Origin of the sequence: Bacteroides zoogleoformans (assembly GCF_002998435.1) — a bacterium.
Classification (GTDB): domain Bacteria; phylum Bacteroidota; class Bacteroidia; order Bacteroidales; family Bacteroidaceae; genus Bacteroides; species Bacteroides zoogleoformans.
In genome coordinates, this window is the sequence record NZ_CP027231.1 from 114,465 (window position 1) to 139,228 (window position 24,764).

27 protein-coding genes and 1 tRNA gene are annotated in these 24,764 nt (G+C 46.6%); 5 read left to right on the plus strand and 23 right to left on the minus strand.

Annotated elements, in window-relative coordinates:
* Positions 1 to 175: 175 nt before the first annotated feature.
* Positions 176 to 1,453, minus strand: coding sequence for an O-acetylhomoserine aminocarboxypropyltransferase/cysteine synthase family protein (locus tag C4H11_RS00465; protein ID WP_106040019.1), 1,278 nt, complete (start codon positions 1,451 to 1,453; stop codon positions 176 to 178).
* 103 nt (positions 1,454 to 1,556) lie between these two features.
* On the opposite strand from C4H11_RS00465, the gene C4H11_RS00470 reads away from it, so the two are divergent.
* The gene (locus tag C4H11_RS00470; RefSeq protein ID WP_106040020.1) at positions 1,557 to 2,762 is read left to right on the plus strand and encodes an N-acetylmuramoyl-L-alanine amidase family protein; all 1,206 of its coding nucleotides are present in this window, start codon (positions 1,557 to 1,559) and stop codon (positions 2,760 to 2,762) included.
* Positions 2,763 to 2,784: 22 nt separating this feature from the next.
* On the opposite strand, the gene C4H11_RS00475 is transcribed toward C4H11_RS00470, so the two are convergent.
* The 22 genes from C4H11_RS00475 to C4H11_RS00580 form a co-directional block, all read right to left on the minus strand.
* The gene (locus C4H11_RS00475) at positions 2,785 to 3,297 is read right to left on the minus strand and encodes a methylated-DNA--[protein]-cysteine S-methyltransferase (protein WP_106040021.1); all 513 of its coding nucleotides are present in this window, start codon (positions 3,295 to 3,297) and stop codon (positions 2,785 to 2,787) included.
* 209 nt (positions 3,298 to 3,506) lie between these two features.
* A complete protein-coding gene (gene pyrF, locus C4H11_RS00480; protein WP_106040022.1) occupies positions 3,507 to 4,331 on the minus strand; it encodes an orotidine-5'-phosphate decarboxylase in 825 nt (274 codons plus the stop codon).
* 45 nt (positions 4,332 to 4,376) lie between these two features.
* Positions 4,377 to 5,489: a peptide chain release factor 1 gene (gene prfA, locus C4H11_RS00485; RefSeq protein ID WP_106040023.1), complete on the minus strand. Its 1,113-nt coding sequence runs from the start codon at positions 5,487 to 5,489 to the stop codon at positions 4,377 to 4,379.
* 4 nt (positions 5,490 to 5,493) lie between these two features.
* A complete protein-coding gene (locus tag C4H11_RS00490) occupies positions 5,494 to 6,237 on the minus strand; it encodes a PmeII family type II restriction endonuclease (protein ID WP_106040024.1) in 744 nt (247 codons plus the stop codon).
* Complete coding sequence (locus C4H11_RS00495) at positions 6,167 to 7,081, minus strand: DNA-methyltransferase (RefSeq protein ID WP_106040025.1); 915 nt, start codon at positions 7,079 to 7,081, stop codon at positions 6,167 to 6,169. The genes C4H11_RS00490 and C4H11_RS00495 overlap by 71 nt, the downstream gene beginning before the upstream one ends.
* 89 nt (positions 7,082 to 7,170) lie before the next feature.
* Positions 7,171 to 7,437, minus strand: coding sequence for a hypothetical protein (locus C4H11_RS00500; protein WP_129588267.1), 267 nt, complete (start codon positions 7,435 to 7,437; stop codon positions 7,171 to 7,173).
* 16 nt (positions 7,438 to 7,453) lie between these two features.
* A complete protein-coding gene (locus tag C4H11_RS00505) occupies positions 7,454 to 8,623 on the minus strand; it encodes an AIR synthase-related protein (RefSeq protein WP_106040027.1) in 1,170 nt (389 codons plus the stop codon).
* A 682-nt stretch (positions 8,624 to 9,305) separates the two neighbouring features.
* On the minus strand, positions 9,306 to 9,887 hold the full coding sequence (locus tag C4H11_RS00510; RefSeq protein ID WP_106040028.1) for a LemA family protein: 582 nt from the start codon (positions 9,885 to 9,887) through the stop codon (positions 9,306 to 9,308).
* A 37-nt stretch (positions 9,888 to 9,924) separates the two neighbouring features.
* On the minus strand, positions 9,925 to 10,848 hold the full coding sequence (locus C4H11_RS00515) for a TPM domain-containing protein (protein ID WP_106040029.1): 924 nt from the start codon (positions 10,846 to 10,848) through the stop codon (positions 9,925 to 9,927).
* A gap of 40 nt (positions 10,849 to 10,888) precedes the next feature.
* Entirely contained in the window at positions 10,889 to 11,923 is a 1,035-nt protein-coding gene (locus tag C4H11_RS00520; protein ID WP_106040030.1) for an alpha/beta hydrolase, read from the minus strand.
* 7 nt (positions 11,924 to 11,930) lie between these two features.
* The gene (locus C4H11_RS00525) at positions 11,931 to 12,677 is read right to left on the minus strand and encodes a shikimate dehydrogenase family protein (protein WP_106040031.1); all 747 of its coding nucleotides are present in this window, start codon (positions 12,675 to 12,677) and stop codon (positions 11,931 to 11,933) included.
* Positions 12,678 to 12,752: 75 nt separating this feature from the next.
* Positions 12,753 to 13,490 (minus strand): bifunctional demethylmenaquinone methyltransferase/2-methoxy-6-polyprenyl-1,4-benzoquinol methylase UbiE, encoded by a 738-nt coding sequence (ubiE, locus tag C4H11_RS00530; RefSeq protein ID WP_106040032.1) that lies wholly within the window; start codon positions 13,488 to 13,490, stop codon positions 12,753 to 12,755.
* Complete coding sequence (locus C4H11_RS00535; RefSeq protein WP_106040033.1) at positions 13,490 to 14,431, minus strand: phosphoribosylaminoimidazolesuccinocarboxamide synthase; 942 nt, start codon at positions 14,429 to 14,431, stop codon at positions 13,490 to 13,492. The genes ubiE and C4H11_RS00535 overlap by 1 nt, the downstream gene beginning before the upstream one ends.
* An 11-nt stretch (positions 14,432 to 14,442) precedes the next feature.
* Complete coding sequence (locus C4H11_RS00540; RefSeq protein ID WP_106040034.1) at positions 14,443 to 14,874, minus strand: VOC family protein; 432 nt, start codon at positions 14,872 to 14,874, stop codon at positions 14,443 to 14,445.
* A 12-nt stretch (positions 14,875 to 14,886) separates the two neighbouring features.
* A complete protein-coding gene (locus tag C4H11_RS00545) occupies positions 14,887 to 15,882 on the minus strand; it encodes a PhoH family protein (protein ID WP_106040035.1) in 996 nt (331 codons plus the stop codon).
* 87 nt (positions 15,883 to 15,969) lie between these two features.
* The gene (locus tag C4H11_RS00550; protein WP_106040036.1) at positions 15,970 to 16,587 is read right to left on the minus strand and encodes a M23 family metallopeptidase; all 618 of its coding nucleotides are present in this window, start codon (positions 16,585 to 16,587) and stop codon (positions 15,970 to 15,972) included.
* Positions 16,584 to 17,270, minus strand: coding sequence for a B3/B4 domain-containing protein (locus tag C4H11_RS00555; protein WP_106040037.1), 687 nt, complete (start codon positions 17,268 to 17,270; stop codon positions 16,584 to 16,586). Before C4H11_RS00555 ends, C4H11_RS00550 begins: the two co-directional genes overlap by 4 nt.
* A 3-nt stretch (positions 17,271 to 17,273) precedes the next feature.
* A complete protein-coding gene (pgeF, locus tag C4H11_RS00560) occupies positions 17,274 to 18,086 on the minus strand; it encodes a peptidoglycan editing factor PgeF (RefSeq protein WP_106040038.1) in 813 nt (270 codons plus the stop codon).
* A complete protein-coding gene (gene obgE / locus C4H11_RS00565; RefSeq protein WP_106040039.1) occupies positions 18,083 to 19,258 on the minus strand; it encodes a GTPase ObgE in 1,176 nt (391 codons plus the stop codon). Before obgE ends, pgeF begins: the two co-directional genes overlap by 4 nt.
* A 63-nt stretch (positions 19,259 to 19,321) precedes the next feature.
* Positions 19,322 to 19,903 (minus strand): adenylate kinase, encoded by a 582-nt coding sequence (locus tag C4H11_RS00570; protein WP_106040040.1) that lies wholly within the window; start codon positions 19,901 to 19,903, stop codon positions 19,322 to 19,324.
* Positions 19,904 to 19,946: 43 nt separating this feature from the next.
* On the minus strand, positions 19,947 to 20,483 hold the full coding sequence (gene hpt / locus C4H11_RS00575) for a hypoxanthine phosphoribosyltransferase (protein ID WP_106040041.1): 537 nt from the start codon (positions 20,481 to 20,483) through the stop codon (positions 19,947 to 19,949).
* Positions 20,484 to 20,691: 208 nt separating this feature from the next.
* Positions 20,692 to 20,765 (minus strand) — tRNA-Ala (locus tag C4H11_RS00580).
* A gap of 106 nt (positions 20,766 to 20,871) precedes the next feature.
* Between C4H11_RS00580 and C4H11_RS00585 the strand changes: the two genes are divergently transcribed.
* The 4 genes from C4H11_RS00585 to fsa all read left to right on the plus strand — a co-directional run bounded on the left by C4H11_RS00585 (position 20,872) and on the right by fsa (position 24,650).
* Complete coding sequence (locus tag C4H11_RS00585) at positions 20,872 to 21,177, plus strand: DUF4286 family protein (RefSeq protein ID WP_106040042.1); 306 nt, start codon at positions 20,872 to 20,874, stop codon at positions 21,175 to 21,177.
* Positions 21,174 to 21,743, plus strand: coding sequence for a crossover junction endodeoxyribonuclease RuvC (ruvC, locus tag C4H11_RS00590; RefSeq protein WP_106040043.1), 570 nt, complete (start codon positions 21,174 to 21,176; stop codon positions 21,741 to 21,743). Before C4H11_RS00585 ends, ruvC begins: the two co-directional genes overlap by 4 nt.
* A 98-nt stretch (positions 21,744 to 21,841) precedes the next feature.
* Positions 21,842 to 23,839: a type I pullulanase gene (gene pulA / locus C4H11_RS00595; RefSeq protein WP_106040044.1), complete on the plus strand. Its 1,998-nt coding sequence runs from the start codon at positions 21,842 to 21,844 to the stop codon at positions 23,837 to 23,839.
* A 154-nt stretch (positions 23,840 to 23,993) separates the two neighbouring features.
* Positions 23,994 to 24,650, plus strand: coding sequence for a fructose-6-phosphate aldolase (fsa, locus tag C4H11_RS00600; RefSeq protein ID WP_106040045.1), 657 nt, complete (start codon positions 23,994 to 23,996; stop codon positions 24,648 to 24,650).
* Positions 24,651 to 24,764 lie beyond the last annotated feature (114 nt).

Consider the following 24,764-nt stretch of genomic DNA (forward strand, 5'->3'; position numbering starts at 1 on the left):
GGATAAAAGTTTTAGAATGGTAGTTTAGCGTGAGTGAAATATCTTTTTTTATTATAGTTTTTCGCTTTACGATATAAAAATGAAGACGCAGGGAATTGTTTCTGTATAGATATTAAGTTTATGTGTCTCCTAAACTAATCCTATGAAAAACTCTCTGCGTCTTCGTTTTTTAGTTTTATTTCAGTGCCTGTTCGATATCGGCTATGATGTCGTCTACATTTTCTATACCTACGGAAAGACGAATCAAATCGGGACGCACGCCGGCCGCCATCAGTTGTTCGTCCGTAAGCTGACGGTGCGTATGGCTGGCAGGGTGTAGCACACAGGTGCGGGCATCGGCTACGTGGGTGACGATGCTCACCAGTTGCAATGAGTCCATAAATTGGGTTGCCACATTGCGTCCTCCTTTCAATCCGAAAGTGACAACACCGCATGAACCGCCGGGTAGATATTTCAGTGCCAGGGTGTGATATTTGTCTTCCGGCAGACCGCTGTAATTCACCCATGCTACCTTATCGTTGTGTGAGAGAAACTCGGCTACTGCTTGTGCATTCTTACAATGTTGCGGTACGCGCAAGTGCAAAGTTTCCAAACCGATGTTCAGCAGAAAAGCGTTCTGCGGAGACTGGATACTGCCGAGGTCACGCATCAGTTGGGCTGTAGCTTTGGTGATGTAGGCCATCTTGCCGAAACTTTTTGTATAAATCAGTCCGTGATAAGAGTCGTCCGGTGTACACAAGCCGGGAAACTTGTCGGCATGTGCTTCCCAGTCGAAATTACCGCTGTCTACAATGGCGCCTCCTACGGAAGTTGCATGTCCGTCCATGTATTTGGTGGTGGAGTGGGTTACGATATCGGCTCCCCATTCAAAAGGGCGGCAGTTGATGGGGGTAGGGAAAGTATTGTCCACAATCAGAGGAACACCGTGGCTGTGAGCAATACGCGCAAACTTCTCGATGTCAATCACTTCCAGTGTAGGATTGGAGATGACTTCACCGAACAGTGCTTTGGTGTTGGGGCGGAAAGCTGCTGAGATCTCTTCTTCCGGAGCGTCGGGATTGACGAAAGTTACGTCGATGCCCAGTTTCTTCATCGTAACGCAAAAGAGATTGTATGTGCCCCCGTAGATGCAGGAAGAACATACCAGGTGGTCGCCTGCCTCGCAGATATTGAACACGGCGTAGAAGTTGGCCGCCTGTCCGCTGGAAGTGAGCATGGCGGCCACACCACCTTCAAGGGCGGCTATCTTGGCAGCAACAGCATCGTTCGTGGGATTTTGCAGACGAGTGTAGAAATATCCGCTGTCTTCGAGGTCGAATAGACGTGCCATTTGTTCGCTGGTTTCATATTTGAAAGTAGTGCTTTGGTAGATGGGAAGTACACGAGGTTCTCCTTTTTTAGGTGTCCATCCGGCTTGCACGCATAGCGTTTCCGGTTTGAATTGCTTTGCCATAATGCTTTTGTATTAAGTTTATTGTCAATTAACGTTGTAAGTCGTCGCAAAAGTAAGGAAAATAATGTATTTTTGCCTTCCATAAAGAAAAAATACAGTGAAAATGGTTCGAATATACCTCTTTTTGTTATTTATATTGACATTTATTATTTCCATTCAGGCTCAGCAGGTAACTGATACTCCAAAATCCGGCGAAGGCATTTCTTCTTTTCTAAAGCGCAACAATCGTCCGGGAAAAACATACTATAAGAGGTTTCTTGAATTGAATAGGAAGTGTTTGAACGGGAAAGAAGAATTGCAATTGGGGGTGAAATATGTGTTGCCTCCATTGAAGAATGGAGGAAAAAATGTTTCGATCAAAAAAAACGTAGCGGTTGGAGGTAATGATTTGAGAGACGGGCGGCAAACTGCCTCTGAACAAGATTCTGTAAAAGACAATCTTCTGAGAGGTGAGGTATCCGAAGATACATTGTTTGAGGAGAAGACTGTGGCAGATGTTGTTTTGCAAGAAACGACAAAAGAAGATACGGACGTTTTTGAACCTTCTTCTCTGCAAACCTCCCGCAAGCGAAAAGGATTTGTCCGAGAACCGCTCTTCGGGAAAGCGCTTGCCGATGTGCGTGTCAGTGGAAAGCGTTTGCAAGGTGCTTGTTTTTATGTGGTGGGCGGGCATGGAGGCCCTGACCCCGGTGCTATCGGGAAAATAGGCAATGTGGAACTCCATGAAGATGAATATGCTTATGATGTGGCTTTGCGCTTGGCACGCAATCTGATGGAGGAAGGGGCGGAAGTGCGCATCATTATTCAGGACTCTAAAGACGGCATTCGCGAAGATAAGTACCTCAGCAACAGCAAAAGAGAAACATGTATGGGAACTGCCATCCCCTTGAATCAGGTAGCTCGCTTGCGACAACGCTGCGAACGCATTAACGAGCTTTATCGTAAGGACCGTAAAAAATATAAGTATTGTCGTGCCATTTTTTTACATGTAGATAGCCGCAGCAAAGGAGCGCAGACAGATGTGTTCTTCTATCACTCCCCCAAAAGCTCTTTAGGGAGGAAACTGGCCACTACCATGAAGAATACTTTTGAGTCGAAGTACGGCAAGCACCAGCCTAATCGTGGTTTTAGCGGTACCGTCAGTGGACGGAACCTTTACGTAATGCTCAATACTTCTCCCGTTTCTGTTTTTGTGGAATTGGGCAACATTCAGAACGCTTTCGATCAACGTCGTTTTGTAATCAGCTCCAATCGTCAGGCTTTGGCAAAGTGGATGATGGAAGGTTTTATGGTGGATTATAAGAAATGAGCTGAATACGAATAATAAAACACTAAAGGCCTTCCCTATTCAGTAACCGGCGTTTTGCCTCCAGCCCACCGGCATATCCCGTAAGCGAATGGTTGCTGCCGATGATACGATGGCAAGGTATAAAGATGGAAATGGCGTTCGCCCCATTGGCATTGGCTACAGCACGTACCGATTTCGGCTCGCTCAACTGTTCGGCAAGTGCTCCATAAGAAACAGTCGTCCCATAGGGAATCTCTTGAAGCTTCTGCCATACCCTCTTCTGAAACTCCGTACCAATAAGAAGTAAAGGGATATCGAACACAGTTCGTTTTCCGTCAAAATACTCATCCAACTGCCTACAAGCCTTTTGAAGCACGTCTGACATTTCTTCTTTATAATCAGCTTGCAAGAGCCTTTTCAGCCGTCTGTCAACCCTGTCTCGATGTTTTGCTGCTGCCCAATCGCAAAGACATAGTTTTTCTTCGAACGAGCCTATTATAAGTTCGCCGCAAGGAGAATGATAATAATGTATCCGAATTACATTCTTTTTTTCCATAACCACAATAGTTGGTTCACAAAGATATGTTTTTTTCGGCAAAGCTTATATAGGGCGTATTCTTTTTCTAAATTCTGTAAAAGTGATAACAGAAAAATATTCAGGCATGCCGTGTGGAACAGAATACAACATTCTGCTTTGCAGGCAAATTCCTTTGTCCCAAAGCAGAATGGTAGTCTTTAGAAATCTTTTGGAGGAAGTTATGGCGTTTACAGAATAGCCTTCAATTGCGCAGCCATTTGTTCCTGTACCTCTTGTGCTGCCTTTCGTGCGGCAGCGGCAAAGTTTTCTGTTTTATCCGCATAGATGATGCCGCGACTGGAGTTGACTATTAGTCCGCACATCCGGTTCATTCCATATTTGCAGACTTCTTCCAGCGAGCCGCCTTGCGCTCCGATGCCCGGAACCAGCAGGAAATGTTCGGGGACAATCTTACGGATGTCCTCGAAAGCACGGCCTTGCGTGGCACCGACCACATACATCATTTGTTCGTCGCCCGCCCACTCTTGCGACTTGCGCAGCACTTTCTCGAAGAGACGTTCGCCATTGGCGTCGGCTGTCAGCTGGAAGTCATGCGAACCCTTATTGCTGGTGAGTGCAAGCAGGATGACCCATTTCTCCTTATAAGTAAGGAAAGGAGTGACGCTGTCTTCACCCATATAAGGGGCTACGGTCACGGAGTCAATCTCCAACTCTTCAAAGAAAGTGCGGGCGTACATGGCGGAAGTGTTGCCGATGTCGCCGCGTTTGGCATCGGCAATGATGAATTGGTCGGGGTAGTTCTGCTTGATGTAGTTCACCGTTTTCTCAAAAGCAATCCAACCCTTCACGCCCATGCTTTCGTAGAAGGCGAGGTTAGGCTTGTAAGCGATGCAAAGGTCGGCAGTAGCATCGACGATGGCTTTGTTGAAGGTGAATATAGGATCTTCCTCTTTCAGCAGGTGTTCCGGTATTTTCTTGATGTCTGTATCCAGACCAACGCAAAGAAAAGACTTCTTGCGCTTTATGTTCTCAAACAATTCTTGCTTATTCATTGGGGTATCTTCTGTTTAATTCAGGGAATGTTTCTCTTTCAGTGATTACAATTCGCTTTCTTTAAGCCTTTCCGCATTCTCGGCAACAATCAGATGGTCGATGCAGTCTTGTATGTCGCCGTCCATAAAGGCGGCAAGGTTATAGATGGTGTAATTGATGCGGTGGTCGGTGATGCGCCCTTGCGGATAGTTGTATGTGCGAATCTTGGCGGAACGGTCGCCGGTGCTGACCATTGTCTTACGTTTGGAGGCGATGTCATCGATGTATTTCTGATGTTCTTTGTCGTAGATGAACGTGCGCAGACGAGAGAGGGCGCGCTCCTTGTTCTTGGGTTGGTCGCGCGTTTCGGTGCATTCGATGAGGATTTCCTCTACGGTGCCGGTAAGCGGATTTTTCCAATTATAGCGCAGGCGCACGCCGGACTCTACCTTGTTGACGTTCTGTCCGCCGGCGCCACCGCTTCGGAAGGTGTCCCACTTGATTTCGCCTTCGTTGATGACGACGTCGAACTCTTCCGCTTCGGGCAACACAGCCACGGATGCGGCGGAGGTGTGTACGCGCCCTTGTGTTTCGGTGGCGGGTATGCGTTGTACCCGATGTACTCCCGACTCGTATTTGAGCGTACCGTACACGTTATCGCCCGTCACCGAGCAGATGATTTCCTTGAAACCGCCCGCGGCACCTTCGTTGGCGCTGGACACTTCGAGCTTCCAGCCTTTGATGTCGCAGTATTTGCTGTACATGCGGAAGAGGTCGCCGGCAAAAATAGCGGCTTCGTCTCCTCCCGTTCCTCCACGTATTTCGAGGATGGCATTACGGCTGTCCTGCGGGTCGGCGGGTACGAGCAGCAGCTTTATTTGTTCTTCCAGTTCGGGAAGTCGTGTTTGGCAGGCGTCCAGTTCTTCCCGTGCCATCTCGCGCATTTCGGGGTCTGTTTCGTTGGCGATGATTTCTTTGGCTTCGTCAATGCCGCCAAGCATCTGCATGTATTCTTTGCGGGCGCTCATCAGGTCGCCCAGCTCTTTGTATTCTTTGGTAAGTTTGACGTAGCGTTTCTGGTCGGCAATCACTGCCGGGTCTGTAATCAGTGTGGATACTTCCTCGAAGCGGGCTACGAGGCCGTCGAGTTTCTCCAGTAAGGTATTGTTGTCTGCCATCGGATTATTCTAATGCTTTGCTTGCTGAATTCAATCGTACAATTTTACTCCAATCAATACTGCCATCTTCTAAGCAATAATTTATAATAAACTCTTTGGTTATTTTATTAATCATCTTACCATATTCTATCTGATATTCATCATTTTGTTCTTTAGCATTGACTGATAATGGTTGAATAATATCTGTGTAGAGTGTCTTTTCTCCGGATATAAAGAACCAAAAGTCTTGACCGCAGTATTTTAGATAATCACCTTTGTCAGGCTGGTTATCTTTACCATAGCAACACCCATTAATAGCACGGATATTCAGACCGGAATTGCTGGTACGTAGTGTCTTCTGAGCAGTTCTAAAATCATCGCGCATCTTGCTGATTTGTGTACTGTTTCCCCAATGAGGCCCTGATTTAATGGAAACGATATATCTGATGTTTTCTTTGTCAAATTCTAAATCTATTCCTTTAGTTGATGATTTACGTCCGGCATATACTTGAGAACAAACAAATATTGCTAACCCTTCCAACCAATCCCCGAATATGGTTTCTTCAGCAGATGATATGTATGCATCTGCGAAGCTTTTTACGATTTCGGGGGCTGTTGTTAAATGTTTGGCTTTAAATAGATAGGGATTTTTCCTTTTTATAAAGTCATCTAATTGCAAATTTTCTAATTTGTTTATTCTATTCTGATGAAAAAAGGGTATATTGTTTTCCACGTATTGAGTAACTAGATTTATTAATGACTTGTTCATGGGATTTAGATTTTATTGTTGATATTTTCTCAAATGATGTTTTTACTAAATTATAATAATCGGGTAATAGCTCAATGCCAATACTATTTCTATGTAGCTTAGCTGCTACGATATTAGTTGTTCCACTACCCATGAAAGGGTCAAGTACGCAATCTCCTACTTGGGTAAATAGATTAATAAACCATGTCGGTAGTGTTTCTGGAAAAGTGGCACTATGCTTTTTATTATTGCATTCTGTGGCCAGATGCAATACATTTGTGGGGTAAGTCATATCGCGTCCTATCCAATTAGAAATGTTTTTGCCAAAGCCACTTGATACCTTTGAATTATCTCTATGTAGGTCTGTTTCGCTTAGATTCTTTAAGCGACTTTTTGCCCAATCACCAACAGGAATCATGACTGAATCTTGATACATGTTAAACTGTTTGCTTTTGTTGAATTGCAGTAAACGCTCCCAGGCATCTCGAAATCGGTTTGGCCATTTGCCCGGATAGCAATTTTTTTTATGCCAAATAAATTCTTCTGTCCATAGCCAGCCTTGTTTTTTCATTTCCAATATTAATTCTATTACATAAGTGCTACGTTCACCGTTCACTACTTTCTCTTTAATATTTAAGATGAATGTTCCTGTAGGCTTTAGTACGCGCAACAATTCTTCAGATATGGGCAAAAACCATTCTACATATTTATCTACACTGATACCTCCATAGGTACTTTTTCGCTGGTCTGCATAGGGAGGAGAGGTGACTATTAGATCAACAGAATTATCTGGTAGATATTTAAGCTCATTCTTACAGTCTCCCAAATATATTTCTACCTTAGGATATTGGCTTATTTGTTCCATTTTAATATTTTAAATCTCTAATTTTTTCAATCAAAGCATATATACAAAACACGATTTTCTTTTTCATCTGCTACACCATTTGTCTTAGCTTAGCGGCTTTTCATCAACCATGTCACTAATCCGGCCAACAGGAAAATGAGGACGATAAGCAATGCCCATCTCCATTTAGGCGTTTTTTTGTTTTTATTGTTGAATTTGAAATATTTCTCGCCTATGTAGGGAACTACGAGGGCAGGTGTCAAATACATCAGGTTCTTTAAAAACGGCCACTCCAACCTCAGAGCAATGTATATCCCTACTGAGGCCATGGCTGTGAAGCCGATGAGCAACAGGCATCCTTTTCGTTCTTTTTCCATCGTCTGGGAGGCCGGATTAATATTTGAACTCTCCGAACTCACTCCTTATCACCAATTCCTTCCGGTCGCTCTCTTCGATGCGTCCCACAACGCGTGCGTCGATATCGAAGCTGCGGCTGATGGCAATCACCTCTTCGGCATGTTCGGGCGAGAGGTAGACTTCCAAGCGGTGCCCCATATTGAACACTTTGTACATCTCGCTCCAGTCCGTGTCGCTTTGTTCCTTGATGGTCTTGAACAGAGGGGGAACGGGGAAGAGATTGTCTTTCACCACCCGGATGCCGTCGCCCACAAAGTGCAGTATTTTGGTCTGTGCGCCACCCGAGCAATGCACCATGCCGTGAATTTCGGGGCGGAGGGCGTCGAGCAACTTCTTTACTACCGGAGCGTAGGTGCGGGTGGGAGAGAGGACCAATTTCCCCGCGTCCAAGGGACTGCCCGGAACGGAGTCCGTCAGCCGTAGCGCACCGCTGTACACCAACTCATCGGGCACGGCCTTGTCATAGCTTTCGGGATATTTCTCTGCCAGATATTTGGCGAATACATCGTGACGAGCCGAGGTCAGTCCGTTGCTGCCCATGCCGCCGTTGTATTCTTTTTCGTACGTGGCTTGTCCGTAAGAAGCAAGACCCACAATCACGTCGCCCGGACGGATATTGGCATTGTCTATCACTTCAGCGCGCTTCATGCGGCAAGTCACGGTAGAGTCCACGATGATGGTGCGCACAAGGTCGCCCACGTCGGCAGTCTCGCCACCGGTGGCATATACCCCCACGCCCATTTTGCGAAGCTCGGCAAGAAGCTCGTCCGTACCATTGATGATGGCTGAAATCACTTCGCCCGGAATCAGCAGCTTGTTGCGTCCGATGGTGGAGGATACCAGAATATTGTCTACGGCACCTACACAGAGCAGGTCGTCGATGTTCATGATCAGGGCATCTTGCGCTATGCCTTTCCATACCGAAAGGTCGCCGGTTTCTTTCCAGTACATGTATGCCAAAGAGGATTTTGTGCCTGCACCGTCGGCATGCATGATGTTGCAATACTCCGGATCGCCGCCCAGTATGTCGGGGATGATTTTGCAGAAGGCCTGTGGGAAAATACCTTTGTCGATATTCTTGATGGCGTTGTGCACATCCTCTTTCGAAGCGCTGACGCCTCGCATCATGTATCGTTGGTTACTCATGAGATATGTATGTTTGTTATCGATTGATAGTGCAAAGATAGTGCAAAATGAAAGTTGTGCAAAATAAGTTCGCTTATTTTACATTGCTGAAACATCCTCTTCGTCCTCCCTCTCTTCCGACTGATTTACTTACACATTTGCGGGATTCCTGCCATTCTTACTATCGAATCTTTGTTCGCAGTGCGCGAATGTCTGTCCGCACAGTGCGAACGTCTATCCGCAGTGCGCGGATTTATATTCGCAAGGCGCGAACAGAGATTTGTTCAGCCTGCGTACAAGTTTACTCCTAACTTCATACAAGTTTATTCTATGGATGCAGCAACTTTATTCTATAGATACAGTACATAAATCTATCATCGCTATCCATTCAGGCCGATTGATTTGGTATTCACTGTGTATCTATGAACACAGGCATTGCGGATGCATTTATGCGAAGCCGTTGAAATCTGCAATATCCATGGACAGATATTGTAGATATAAAAGTGATATATTGGAAAGTTTTATCGGATGTCAATGAAAAACATATATATGCCATCTTCCCGGCATGAATCCGCTTCAAAGAAAATAAAAGGCACGAATCGCGCCAATTAGTGCGGGTCTCTATGAGTAGAACCCGTTAATTTGCGTGATCCGTGCCTGAGAATGAAGACTTTTCTTGCACAGCCTTCAAACTTGGGGGAGATTAGAACTGCACCTGCGGAGCCTGTTCTGTACCTTCGGCTGCCTCGAAGTAAGCACGCTTGCTGAAGCCGAACAGCCCAGCGATAATGCTCTTGGGGAAGCGGCGGATGGAAGTGTTGAACTCTTTGGCGGCATTGTTGAAGTTGGTACGTGCCACGTTGATGCGGTTTTCCGTACCTTCCAATTGTGCTTGCAACTCAAGGAAATTCTGGTTGGCCTTCAGGTCGGGATAATTCTCGGTGATGGCGAGCAGTTTGCCGAGAGCCGATGTGACGGCACCTTGCGCTTTCTGATATTCGGCCAATTTCTCCGGTGTCAGTTCGTCGGCGTCTACTTTTATCTGCGTGGCCGCACTGCGTGCCTGTATCACTCCTTCGAGCGTTTCTTTCTCGTGCAAGGCATATCCTTTTACGGTACTTACCAAATTGGGAATCAAGTCTGCCCGGCGTTGATATTGTGTTTCTACGTTCGACCATTGTCCGCTGACGTTTTCGTCCATGGTCACCAGCCCGTTGTAGCCACTGATGCCCCAAATGACAATGAGAGCCACAACCGCAATGATGATAATGTTTGCTTTCTTCATACTTTTCTCTTTTATTGGATGTTATACAAATGATTGTTTAAAACCGTGATCCGGCACCACCGCCTCCGCCTCTTCCGCCGCCAAAACTTCCTCCACTGAAGCTTCCTCCACCAAAACCTCTGCCGCTACCTCCGCTGAACGTGCCTCCTCCGCCAAAGATTGTCGGGCCGCTACTTCCACCGCCACGATAAGTCTCGTCATACGATTGTTGGCGTCGCACCACTTTATGTCCGCAGTTCAAACAGATAAACGTCACATCTTCCGTTTTCAGTCCTTTGTTTTTATGTACGAGCACGCTGTTGTGGCGTTGTAGTTTGTGTTGTCCGCAGTTCGGGCATTTGGTGGTTTTGCGGTGGGAACGGATGCCGGCCGCAACGGCAATGAGCAGAAGTCCGAGGAAAACCAACAGTAGCTTTCCGGCCGATAAACCGTCTTCTTGATTGGCGTCATTCGTCATGCTGCCGTCAAGACGCGCGCGCACAGCCCGTACACCTGCCATCATGCCGGCATCCCAGTTTCCGTCTTTCAGAAAGGGAATCATTTCTTCAGACTGGATGCGTTTGCAGATGGCGTCGGGCAAATCGCCTTCCAGCCCGTAGCCTGTATAGAATTGGATGCAACGCTGGTCGGTGACAAGCAAAAGGATGAGGCCGTTGTCTTTTCCTTTCTTTCCCACTCCCCATTCGTTGAGCAAACGGTGCGAGAAGTCGAAACAATCGTCATCGCCGATGGACGGAACCACGGCCACTACCGTTTCAATGCCGGTCTCCTGCTCTAAGGCATACAGCATGTGGTCTATGCTGTCGCATGCAGCTGCCGAGAGAATGTCGGCAGGGTTGCATACGTAGCGTGTCTTGTCTTGAAGATGAACTTTGGGAATATTGTTCGTGGTGTATATCGTCTGTGCTTGCATGGCCGTGAGCAAGCACAGAAGGATTGTTATGGAAATGAATCGTTTCATACATCGGCTGTTTGTTGCAGCGAAGATAAGAAAAAACAATTCAATGTATATACCTTTCTACAAAATTCTTTACTCGCTTTGTATATTCCTGCGGATAATTCTTGTAAGATTCGGCATGTGCGGTGCCCGGAACAATCCATAATTCTTTATCGCTGCGTCTTGCCTCATAGAGTGAATGAACCATCGTTGCAGGCACGTACGTATCGGCTTCTCCGTGGATAAAGAGCATGGCTTGTTTGGCGTGAGGGCTTTGTATTTGCTTCAAAGCGGAAGCCTCGCCGAACGTCCAGCCGTATTTTATCTTGCATAGCAGACTTGTGGTGTATAATAGCGGAAATTCCGGTAAGCCGAATTGTTGCTTCAATTGGTATGCAAACTCATCCCACACGCCGGTGTAGCCGCAATCTGCCACGTAGCATATAATGTTATGACTGTCATCCTGATTGTATCCCGACATCATCATGGCAGTGGCTGCTCCCATGGAGACGCCATGCAGCACTATCTGCAAAGAATATCCGTATTCTGTGATTTCCTGCCATGGACGGCCATTAACATATATAGTGCTTTCCTGCGCATGATAAGGCTTCTTGAAGAGATCTGAAGCCACATTCCTCCACCTTATTATATCCTGGCAGTCTTTCCATCCCATTTGTATGGCGTTGCCTTCGCTCAAGCCATGGTTTTGCAAGTCGGGTAACAGGATGTTGTATTTCAATTCTTTGTTATACATATAGCCTATCATCAGCATGCGGACGGCATTGTCCGTATAGCCGTGTACAATGATGGCTGTTTTGTCGGTAGGTTCGGGCGCCTCGGCAAAGAGCGCGTGCAGTTTCTTCCCTTCGTCATTGACAATGAATGTGTCGCGCAAGGCACCGATGGCTTGCAGACTGTCTGCCCAAGGCTGGATGAAAGGATACTCGTTGAACATATACTTATAAGATCCTGCAATGTCTTTCCCTTTGTTGTATCTCGGAGTCAGTGAATAATGGAGCATATAAAAACTTCCTCCAATAAGAGCGGAGAGAATCAATACCGACATTCCAGCCAGACTATATTTGAAAGTTCTTCTCATCGCTTTGTTATTTCTTCCAGATTTCCCATGCGGCGAAAGCTTGCAATAACAACATTTCCAGTCCGTTCTTGGTGACTGCTCCTTGTGCCTGTCCTTTTTTCATGAAAAGTGTTTCGTTAGGGTTATAGAGCAAATCATAAAGCAAGTGGTCGGAGGTGAGTTGCTCGTAGGGGATGTCAGGACAAGAATCCACTTTAGGGAACATCCCTACAGGAGTGGTATTCACTATGACGGTGTGCGAGGCCATCACTTCGGGGGTCAGTTCTTCGTAAGTCAGATACTTCTTATCTTTTTTGGTACGTGACACGAATGTGCTTTCTATCCCAAGATTTCTTAAGCCGTGATATACAGCTTTCGACGCACCTCCTGTGCCGAGAATCAGCGCTTTCTTATGATGGGGTTGCAGCAGAGGCTCGATGGATTGGGTGAAGCCGATGACGTCTGAATTATATCCAATCAGTTTCACTTTCCCTTTAGGCAGGCGGACAATTTTGATGACATTGACCGCACCTATCTTAGCAGTATCCTTATCCAGTTCGTCAAGAAAAGGAATCACTTGTTCTTTATAAGGAATAGTAACGTTGAGACCGCAGAGGTCAGGATTTTCCTCTATCACTTCTATAAAATTGCTAATCTTGGGAATCTCGAAGTTTATGTATTCGGCATCGATGTTCTCTGCTTTGAATTTTTCATTGAAGTATCCGATGGAGAACGAATGCCTCAACGGATAGCCTATTAAACCGTATTTCTGCATGATGTCCTTATTTGGTTGTTACACAAAATTTTGCTGATACATAAATTATCCCTTACCAATCTTCTCGTCTTTTTCTTATTTTTCGGCCACGTATAGTGTGCATACCCCGAAAGTCAGCCGCTTGAAGTGCACTTTACCGAATCCTGCCCGGAGGATGACTTCCTGCATCACTTCTCCTTGCGGAAAGGCGCGGATGCTTTGCGGCAGGTAGGTATAAGCGCTGTTGTCTTTCGATATGCATTTGCCGAGCAAGGGGATGACTGCTACGGAATAGATGGAGAATAATTGTTTCATCGGGAAACGCTCCGGAGTGGAGAGTTCGAGAATGACAAGGTGTCCGCCGGCTTTGAGCACGCGGCAAATTTCGGATAATCCCTTGTCCAGCCCGTCGAAGTTGCGAATGCCGAAAGCTACAGTCACGGCATCGAAACTGGCGTCGGCAAAGGAGAGCGAGAGGCAATCCTCCCGGGCGAAGGAAATCTTGTCCGAGAGGTGAGCCTTGCTTACTTTTTCACGTCCCACGTTCATCATGCCTTCCGATATATCGATGCCAACCAATGCGTCGGGCTGAAGTTCGCGGCATGCAAGAATGGCGAAGTCGCCCGTGCCGGTTGCCACATCCATGATGCGGCGCGGACGGAAAGGCCGGAGAACGTCGATTGCTTTTCTACGCCAACTGCGGTCCAGACCCATGGATAGAGTATGGTTCAGCCTGTCGTAGGCAGGGGCAATGTTGTCGAACATTTCCTCCACTTGTTCGCTCTTCGTACCTTCTTTGCCGTAAGGCTTGATGTGTTCCTGCGGGTAGTCCATTATTTCAAATAGGCTGTTACGTTCTTTTCGATTCTCTCGGCAATGTTTCCGGCATCCTCTTTGACAAATTTCTCACCGGTGATGTGCTCGTACAATTCGATGTAGCGTTCGCTGATAGAAGTTACGATTTCATCCGTCATTTCAGGAACCTGTTGTCCTGCTTTTCCTTGAAAGCCATTGTCCATCAGCCATTCGCGCACAAACTCCTTGGACAGTTGTTTCTGCGCTTCACCTTTGCTGAAGCGTTCTTCATAACCCTCGTAGTAGAAATAGCGGCTGGAGTCGGGCGTATGAATTTCATCCATCAGGTATATTTTCCCGTTGTGCTTTCCGAATTCGTATTTGGTGTCAACGAGAATCAGACCGCGTGCTGCCGCAATCTCTGTCCCGCGTCGGAAGAGTGCCAGCGTGTATTTCTCTAAGACGGCATACTCTTCGGGAGTAGCCAATCCTTTGGCCAATATTTCTTCTTTGGAGATGTCGGCATCGTGTTCGCCGATTTCCGCTTTGGTGGTCGGGGTGATGATGGGGGTAGGAAACTTCTGGTTTTCCTTCATGCCTTCGGGCAACTTTACGCCGCAGATTTCACGGACGCCGCTCTTGTAGGCACGCCATGCACTGCCGCAAAGATAGCCGCGTACAATCATTTCGATGGGAAACCCTTCGCACATTACGCCTACCGTCACCATCGGGTCCGGCGTAGCCATCTTCCAATTGGGGCAGATGTCGGTAGTGGCGTCCAGAAACTTGGCTGCAATCTGATTCAGCATCTGTCCTTTGAAGGGAATGCCTTTGGGCAACACCACGTCGAAGGCGGAAATACGATCGGTAGCCACCATGACCAACTTTTCACCGTTGATGTTATACACATCGCGCACTTTTCCGTGGTACACGCTTTTCTGTCCCGGGAAATGGAAATCTGTTTTAGTTAATGCTTTCATATTTGTTTCTGTTAAAATTGAACCATGTCTTGTTCATCGAAGTTCCAATAAGGATTGTAAGCCACTTCCCAATAGTAACCGTCCGGGTCTGTAAAATAGGCATGAAAACCGCCCCAAAATACTTTTTGCGGCTCTTTAACGATGCATGCCCCGGCTCTACGTGCCAGTTCTATGGTTTCGATAACTTCTGCTTCGCTCTTTACATTGTAAGCTAACGTAATGCCACTGAAACCGTTCACGATTTCAGGAGGATTTATGCTATTGATGTCCTGTGCTAAAAGCACCAAAGGATATAGTTCGAACTTTGTTCCTGTCGTATTGAAAAAGACAACGTTAGGAGCGTCTCCTTTTTCTTCAGTCAGAAATCCCAGCCCGTCACGATAAAACTTGAGTGACTGACGCATATCTCTTACTCCGAGGGCGATTACATTGATTCTATTCATGACTTTATATCATTACTTGAATTTAATATTGGATTCTTTTTCTTCTTTTCGTCTTTCCCGTTCCGCTTTGGCTTCCTTGTCAAAGTGTTCGTAGGCTTCTACTATTTGCGTCACTAACTTGTGGCGGACAATGTCTTTCTTGTTCAGTTCGATAAAGCTGATGCCTTTCACTCCTTTCAGAATCTTCAAAGCCTGCACCAGACCGGAAGTTTGAGATTGCGGCAGGTCAATCTGTGTCATGTCGCCCGTTACAATCATTTTGGTGTTCAGGCCCATGCGGGTGAGGAACATCTTGATTTGTTGCGTGGTGGTGTTCTGCGCTTCGTCCAGAATGACCACCGCATCGTTCAGCGTGCGTCCGCGCATAAAGGCAAGCGGAGCTATTTGGATGATGTTCAGCTCCATGTACTCTTTCAGTTTGGCGGCGGGTATCATGTCTTGCAGGGCGTCGTAGAGTGGCTGCAAGTAGGGGTCTATCTTATCCTTCATGTCACCCGGCAGGAATCCGAGCTTTTCTCCGGCTTCTACGGCAGGGCGGCTGAGGATGATTTTCTTAATCTCTTTGTTCTTCAGCGCCCGCACGGCCAGTGCAATGGCAGTGTACGTTTTTCCGGAGCCGGCGGGACCGATGGCAAACAGCATGTCGTTCTTCGCAAAGGCTTCTACCAGCTTCAGCTGGTTTTCGCTGCGCGGAATGATGGGTTTGCCGGCAACGCTGAACACAATGACGTTGCCTGACTTCTCGGCTTGCGGGGCATTGCCCTTGATGATGTCTATAATGACTTCCTCTTTCAGAGAGTTGTATTCGGCGCAATATTTCTCCAGCTTCGTGATGTTTTCTTCGAACGCGCACATCTCTTCTTCGTCGCCCAGCACTTTGATGACATTGCCGCGGGCCACGATGCGAAGTTTGGGATACAAAGCCTTTATCAGTTGCATATTGGCATTGTTTACGCCATAAAAGATGACGGGGTCGATATCCTCCAGAACAATCAGTTTTTCTATCATTGATATGTTTTAATCTTCAGATTGTATTTAAAAAGAAATGTTTTGCAAATGTAGCGAAACGTTCCGATAGTCATGTCGTTCCGATGGCTATTTTTTATGCTTTGTCTTTACCACGATACCTTTTCCGTTTTTAGTACAGCGGATGCATTCGCGGCGGAGCGTTCGTTCCTCTAAATTGAAGATGATATTCGGGTTGAAATGCTGTCCGTTGATGCGGGTTTCGAAGTGCAGATGTTCTGTACTGGCACGCCCGGTACGCCCGGTCAGTCCTATGGGTTGTCCGACTTGCACCGAATCTCCGCTTTTTACAAAATTCTTGAATTGATGGCTATAGACTGTTTCCAATCCTGTATTGTGTCGTATAACGATTACATTTCCATAAGCGCTGTAGGGTTTGGACATGCGCACTACTCCTGCAAATGCTGCGCGAATGGTGTCTTTGGCGTGTGTTTTGATATCCACGCCGGAATGTCTGCTTCTGTTGCGCCCATAGGGTGAAATAATTTTTCCGTTAGGCAACGGAAAAGAATAATCCTCATCGGATAAGCTTTCCAGATGGATTTCGTGAAGTTTACTGTGAAAGAACAGCCCGGGCGTTGCAACACGTATATGGTTGATTTCCATTTGGCTGAATGCAGGCTTCCGTTCTTGTGTCACAATGGTGGAAAGGGGGATTGATAAGAGTAAGATGAGAAGCGATTTCATAATCGGGAACTTTCTTTTTCATAAAAATATTGTATGCTGCCACCATCGGAGGAGGCGTACTTCCGTAGCAATTCTTGTGTCATTTCAGCGGCTTCAGGCAGGCCGTCTAAGCCATTGTAACCATTGATGATGACAAGTATGTGGTGAGTATTCAAGTCCATTTTTGTCCGCTCATGGTCACTGGTAGGTGTGCCTATGCCTCCGACGGAGTCCCGATATACAGGTAAGCCTTCAATGTTCAAGAAGCCTCGTCCGATGCCTTCGAACGATTCATCGGTGCGCCCGATGCCGAGTTCGAGTTGGAATCCTTCTATTTTGTCGGCATCAAAGCCTCCGATGGAGTAGCCGGTGCGCAAAGATACAAGATTGATTAAATCGACCAGTGTGTCAATTTGATAAAGGTTTAGTCCGCGCAAGAGTCGTCGACGCAATGCTTCGGCCGAAGGACGGTAACGGCTGGGGTCTTTGCCGCAGCGTTTGTAAGCTTCGCGGGTGGCGGTAATGACAGGCTGACACTTGATGCTGTCCGTTGTTTCACTGTTTCTTAACTCTTGGGTGAAGGCTTTGATTTCCTCCCATAGGCCTTCGCTGAAGGGGGTATTGGCTACTGCCGCGTATATGGCTGCACCTCTGAAAATGGGGCAGGCTTGTTTTATCTCTTCTGATACAGTAATCTTATACATAAATCATTTATTTATCATGATTCCCGACAGTATACGTCCAGATTTAGTTCCCAGCCGTCGTGCCGAAAAGAAATCCTCTTGTTGACTGAAAGTACAAATCCCGGCAGTTTCCACTTGTGTGGAAGATACGCCAAGGTCAAGCAGTTGCAGACGATTGGCTGCCCACAAGTCGATGTGATGTTTATGAGTTTCGGGCTTCCATACGGAAATATAGTCCATCGGAAAGCCGTTTTCCCGGAAAGCTTCGTATACTTCATCGCCTACCTCGAATGCGGAAAGAGAGATGCCGGGACCGATGCAGGCAATGAGTTCCTTTTCATCGGTATGAAAGAGTGTCCGCATGGTTTCTACATTGCGATGCAGAATGCGTTTTACTGTTCCTCTCCAGCCGGCATGGATGGCAGCTGCCACTCTGTGAGTTGGGTCATAGAGTAAAATAGGGATGCAGTCTGCTGTGGAAATGCAGATGCAGCAGCCCGTCTCACGGGTAATCAGCGCATCGATTCCTTGCAACATGACATACCGTTCCTTTTCCGTAGCTTGTCGATAACTTTTGTCTATCACAAGAGATTTTATACCATACACTTGGTAAGGGATGATAAGTTCTTCCGGACGTTGTGGCAGTCCTTCGCACAATATTTCCTGATTCTTCCGGACGCATGCTGTGTTATCGCCGGTGTAGGGCGTGCAGTTGAACGAGGCATAGTTACCTTGGCTACATCCTCCGTGACGGGTTGTTACAAAACAAGAAATGTCGGGATAGGAGGCAAGTACCTCATATCCCAACATCCTTTTATCGGTTGTGAGAGGAATCATTTTCCGTCTTCCTCCCAATCTTCTTCATATTCAAAATCCTCCAAATCCTCTATGTCATCCTCATCTTCCACATATTCTATGGTGATATCTTCACCTTCTTCTTTCAGCTCCTGTTGCAAGTGACCAAGGTCTTTGGCGCGATGGGCGATACTTTCCACTTTACTTTCCATCCGGTTGCTTTCTTTATTCAACTCTTCCCAAAGAACGTCTTTCAGCACAGATACGCCCATGCCGGAGATGGCAGATAAGAATATATGTGGAATATTTTCAGGAAGTGTAGGCTTTATCTCATCCATCAGTTCCTGATCCAGCATGTCACATTTGGTGACGGCCAATACACGCTGTTTGTCCAGCATTTCGGGGTTGAAATTTTTTAATTCATTCAGCAGAATCTCATACTCTTTGCGGATGTCATCACTATCGGCAGGCACCATGAAGAGCAGCAGTGAATTTCGCTCGATGTGTCGCAGAAAGCGTAAACCCAAACCGCGGCCTTGGCTGGCGCCTTCGATGATGCCCGGAATATCCGCCATGACAAACGATCTTCCTTCACGATAAGATACAATTCCCAGATTAGGTTCCATCGTGGTGAATGGGTAGTTGGCAATCTTGGGTTTTGCCGAAGACAATGCGGCAAGCAGAGTTGATTTTCCGGCATTTGGGAAACCTACCAGACCGACGTCTGCCAGCAACTTCAGCTCCATGATGACCGTCATTTCCTGCATGGGTTCGCCCGGCTGTGCGAAGCGGGGAGCCTGCCGTGTGGCTGTCTTGAAGTGGGTGTTTCCTTGTCCGCCTCGTCCGCCTTTCAGCAAGATGACTTCTTGTCCATGCTCCGTCACGTCGCAAAGGTATTCGCCGGTTTCAGCGTTGTAAACAACGGTGCCGCAGGGTACTTCGATTACTTTGTCGGCACCATCCTTGCCGGTACTACAGCTCTTAGAGCCGGATTCGCCGTGTCCCGCCATGATGTGGCGGTCGTAGCGCAAGTGCAGCAATGTCCAATAGTTACGGTTGCCACGCAGAATGATATGACCTCCTCGTCCTCCGTCACCTCCGTCTGGACCTCCATTAGGTACGTATTTCGCGCGCCTCATGTGTGTGGAGCCTCGTCCGCCTTTGCCGGAACGGCAGTATATTTTTACGTAGTCAACAAAATTTGATTCAGCCATGCTTCTTTAATAGTTGGAAGGGATAATATAGAATATTTCTTCGGAGACAGCTTCAGTAATGCTTCATTGCTTACCGCCCATTTTGTCGATTTCCGTGCAGATGTCGGCAAAGATACCTTCCATCGTGCCTAATCCTTTGATGTGTCGGTATTGACCCTCCGACTTGTACCAGTCGATAAGCGGTGCTGTCTGTGAGTGATAAACATTCAAGCGTTTCTTGATGGTTTCTTCGTTGTCATCAGCACGGCCGGAATCTTTTCCACGTTTGATGAGACGAACCATCAGCTCAGCTTCCGGAACTTCGAGGTCGAGCATGACACTCACTTCCTGTCCTCTCTCTTTCAGCATCACTTTCAACGCTTCTGCTTGTGCAATGGTTCTGGGAAAGCCGTCAAAAATAACCCCTTTGCTGTCTTCGAAACTGTCGAATACACTTGCCAGAATATCAATCATCAAGGAGTCGGGAATCAGTTGTCCTTGGTCGATGTAGTCTTTGGCTGTCTTCCCGAGCTCTGTTCCGTTCTTGATTTCCGCACGGAGCACATCTCCGGTAGAAATGTGGTTGATGCCATATTTCTCTACTATTCTTTCGCTTTGTGTTCCCTTGCCTGAACCGGGTGCACCGAAAATTACAATGTTCAACATTTTTTTTGAGTACGATTAATTATGTTATAATTCTTGTTTGTGGTTATTCCATTACCGTATAAATGTCGGGATAGTTACGTCCGAATCCGTCATAGTCCAATCCGTAGCCCACGATAAAGTCGTTCGGGATGTTCATGGCCACGTATTCTATGTTCAAGTCCACTTTAAGCTTTTCGGGTTTTACCAGCAACGAGGCAATGTGAATTTCTTTGGGATTCCGGGTGCCGAGGGTTTCCAGCAAGCGTTGCATGGTAAGCCCCGTATCCACGATGTCTTCTACGATGACCACAGTGCGGTCTGTGAGGTCTTCGTTGATGCCTATTACTTCCTTGATTACTCCGGTAGATGAGAGACCCTGATAGGAGGCCAACTTGACGAATGATATTTCACAAGGAATGGTGATGCGTTTCATTAAGTCGGAAGTAAACATGAACGAGCCATTCAGCACGCTGACAAACAGCGGGTTCTTTTCGGCCAGGTCACGGTTTATTTCGTTTGCCACGCGTGTCACTTCTCTCAGTATGTCCTGCTCCTTGATAGAGATAGAGAACTTTTTGTCTTTTATCTGTATGGTATCCATGAGATGGAATGTTTTTAGAAAGTTGGCACAAAAATACAATTTTTATTCTACTCTCCTTTACTTTTCTCGTCAATTTCATAGAGAGTATACCCGCGTATGCGCCCAACCACACTGCAAATATAAGAAATAAATTCAACTCACGATGCAGCATTTGTGAAGAACTGAAGAGGTTTGCCTAAAAACAAAAACCGCTTTTGGAAGCGGATTGTGGAGCGTATCGGACTCGAACCGATCACCTTAACACTGCCAGTGTTACGCTCTAGCCAGATGAGCTAACGCCCCTTTTTTAGGGATTGCAGAGTTGCTCTGCTTTTTTGATGGCGCAAAGATAATGCATTATTCTGAAATAATTGCTATGTTTGCGGAATAAATTGAAAAAAAACGTATCATGCTGATATATAATACAACGTATCATGTTGAAGAAGGGGATGAGAAGAACTTCTTGATTTGGATGCAGGAATATTATCTTCCTGAAGTAGAAAAAAAAGGAATGTTGCATACTCCCCGGATATTACGTATATTGAGCCACATAGAGAAGGGCAGTGTTTGCTTCTCTGTTCAATTCGAGGTGGGGGATTCTGCTCTTTTGCACCGTTGGCATCGGGAACAAGGAGCAGAACTGAATGGTGAACTGCAAAGGACATTTAAGGATAAAGTTATCGGCTTTCCTACTTTAATGGAGGTTATGGAGTGATACAACCGGTCAAAGAGAAGATTATTCTGGGCATTGACCCCGGTACGACTATTATGGGATATGGCGTATTGTGCGTGAAAGGAGTGAAGCCTGAAATGGTGGCTATGGGGATTATCGACCTTCGCAAGTTTAGCAACCACTATCTGAAACTGCGGCATATTCATGAGCGTGTGTTGGGGATTATTGAAGGCTACCTGCCGGATGAGTTGGCCATTGAGGCACCGTTTTTCGGAAAAAATGTACAGTCTATGTTGAAACTGGGCCGGGCACAAGGTGTGGCAATGGCAGTTGCCCTGAGCCGTGATATTCCGATCACGGAGTATGCGCCTCTGAAGATAAAGATGGCGATAACCGGAAACGGGCAGGCATCCAAAGAGCAAGTGGCAGATATGTTGCAGCGAATGTTGCATATCTCAAAAGAAGATATGCCGATATTTATGGATGCAACGGACGGACTTGCTGCTGCTTATTGCCATTTTCTGCAGATGGGGCGTCCGGCAGTAGAGAAAAACTATCACGGATGGAAAGACTTTATAGCCAAGAATCCGGACAAGGTGAAGAAATGAATCAGAGAATCCGGAAAAAGATATTTAAATAGCATATATATAATAATGTGTAATAGCATGAGACATCATCGTTATTATGAAGAACTGAAAATAAGATTATGAACTTGAAAGATTTAGCCATTATAGGAGTAACTGCAGCGACTGTTGCAGGTTGTGCTTCTGCCAAAAAGGAGTATGCTTCTTACGAATTATATCCGGTACGTTCGGGTAGTCTCACAGAGATGGAATACAGCCCGACCGTGACTCGTTTTTCTCTATGGGCACCTACGGCCGACGAAGTTCGTCTGATGTTGTTTGAAACTGGAGACGGTGGACATGCTTATGAGACTATCTCAATGCAGCTTTCTGAAGAAGGGACGTGGAAGGCAGATGTTGAGCGAGATATGAAAGGGAAATTTTATACTTTCAACGTGAAAATCAACGGTAAATGGTTGGGTGATACTCCGGGCATCAATGCTCGTGCCGTAGGCGTAAACGGCAAACGTGCGGCAATCATTGACATGAGGACCACCGACCCTGAAGGTTGGGCAGACGACAAACGTCCCGCGTTGGTTTCTCCGGCAGATGTGATTATCTATGAGATGCACCACCGGGATTTCTCAATAGACTCTTTATCCGGCATTCGGCATAAAGGTAAGTTCTTGGCGCTTACCGAGACGGGCACAGTGAACCCTGACAACTTGCCGACCGGAATCGACCACCTCAAGGAACTGGGCATCACGCATGTACACATCCTTCCTTCCTATGATTATGCTTCGGTTGATGAAACCAAGTTGAGTGAGAACAAATACAATTGGGGATACGACCCACAAAACTACAATGTGCCCGACGGTTCTTATTCCACAGACCCTTATACGCCCGAAGTACGTATCCGTGAATTCAAGCAGATGGTGCAGGCATTGCATAGAGCCGGCATCCGGGTGGTATTGGATGTGGTTTATAATCATACCTACAATACGTCCGACAGTAATTTCGAGCGTACGGCACCCGGCTATTTCTATCGTCAGCGACCCGATGGAACGTATGCCGACGGTTCGGCTTGCGGAAATGAGACGGCCAGCAATCGTCCCATGATGCGCAAATATATGATAGAATCCGTACTGTATTGGATGAACGAGTATCACATCGACGGTTTCCGTTTCGACCTGATGGGCATTCACGATATTGAAACCATGAACGAGATACGTAAGGCTGCAACGGCTGTCGACCCCACCGTTTTTATATATGGTGAAGGTTGGGCTGCATCGGCTCCGCAGATGGCGGCAGATTCTTTGGCCATGAAAGCCAACACATACAAGATGCCGGGCATTGCCGCTTTCTCCGATGAGATGCGTGATGCATTGCGTGGCCCGTTCAATGATAATCATCAAGGCGCCTTTTTGGCCGGTCTGCCGGGAGGAGAAGAAAGTATTAAATTTGGCATTGCAGGTGCGGTGAAGCATCCGCAAGTCAATTACGATTCCGTGAACTACAGTAAAGCTCCGTGGGCAGAACAACCAACGCAGATGATCGGCTATGTGTCTTGCCATGACGACATGTGTTTGGTGGACAGGCTTAAGGCGAGTGTTCCCGGCATAACTCCCGAAGAATTGGTGAAGTTGGATAAATTGGCACAAACGGCAGTGTTTACTTCGCAAGGAGTTCCGTTTATTTATGCCGGTGAGGAAGTAATGCGCGATAAGAAAGGAGTACATAACAGTTTTGAAAGTCCTGACTCCGTAAATGCGATAGATTGGCGTCGCAAGACACAGCATGCCGATGTATTTGCCTACTACAAAGGTTTGATACAACTGCGTAAGTCGCATCCGGCTTTCCGTATGGGCGATGCCGATATGGTACGCAGGCATTTGGAATTTCTTCCGGTAGAAGGTAATAATCTGATTGCTTTCCGGCTGAAAGACCATGCTAACGGAGACGGATGGGAAGAAATTATCGTGGTGCTCAATGCCCGCAAGGAACGTGCCCTCATTTCCTTGCCCGAAGGAAAATATATCGTGGTATGCAAGGATGGTTTCATCGACCGGCAGGGATTAGGCACATTGTATGGTGGCGAGATAGGCATCTCCGCACAGTCGGCAATGATCTTGTGGAAGTGATATGACGAATATTTCGCCTTGTTCCCCATTCAGGCAGTTTGGTGCAAAAAGCGTAGGTACGTTTGGTTGGGTATTGAAATAATAGGGATTCACTCGAAGATTGTATGATATAAATCGTTATATTTGTGACGTTAACCATCTTAACCATTATATCATGAAATTTTTTATTGATACGGCCAATCTGGAACAGATTCGGGAAGCCTATGATTTAGGTGTGCTCGATGGCGTTACAACCAACCCTTCGCTTATGGCCAAAGAAGGAATCAAAGGAGTAGATAATCAGCGTAAGCATTATGTGGATATCTGCAATATTGTGCAGGGAGATGTGAGCGCCGAAGTGATTGCCACCGATTACGAAGGTATCATTCGGGAGGGAGAAGAGCTGGCAGCTTTGAACCCCCACATTGTGGTGAAAGTACCTTGTATTGCCGACGGCATCAAAGCCATCAAATATTTCTCGGAAAAAGGCATTCGCACGAACTGTACATTGATTTTCTCTGTGGGACAGGCACTGTTGGCTGCCAAAGCCGGTGCCACGTATGTGTCTCCATTTGTGGGTCGGCTCGATGATATCAGTGAAGATGGCATTGCGTTGGTGGGCAAAATCGTTGAGATATATCGCTACTATGGTTATGCCACTCAGGTGCTTGCTGCTTCTATCCGTCATACGGCACATATCATTCAGTGTCTTGAAGTAGGTGCTGATGTGGCAACTTGTCCGCTTTCGGCCATCAAGGGATTACTCAATCATCCCTTGACGGATGCAGGCTTGAAGAAGTTTCTTGAAGACTACAAGCGGGTGAACAACTAATCGGCTTGGCTCTTAAAATATCCTATAAGCTTTTCTATTATCGTAAAAAAAGACCAATATCTGTGTGGATTAGAATAAAAAGATTTACTTTTGTCTCTCATGTTTAAGAGATGG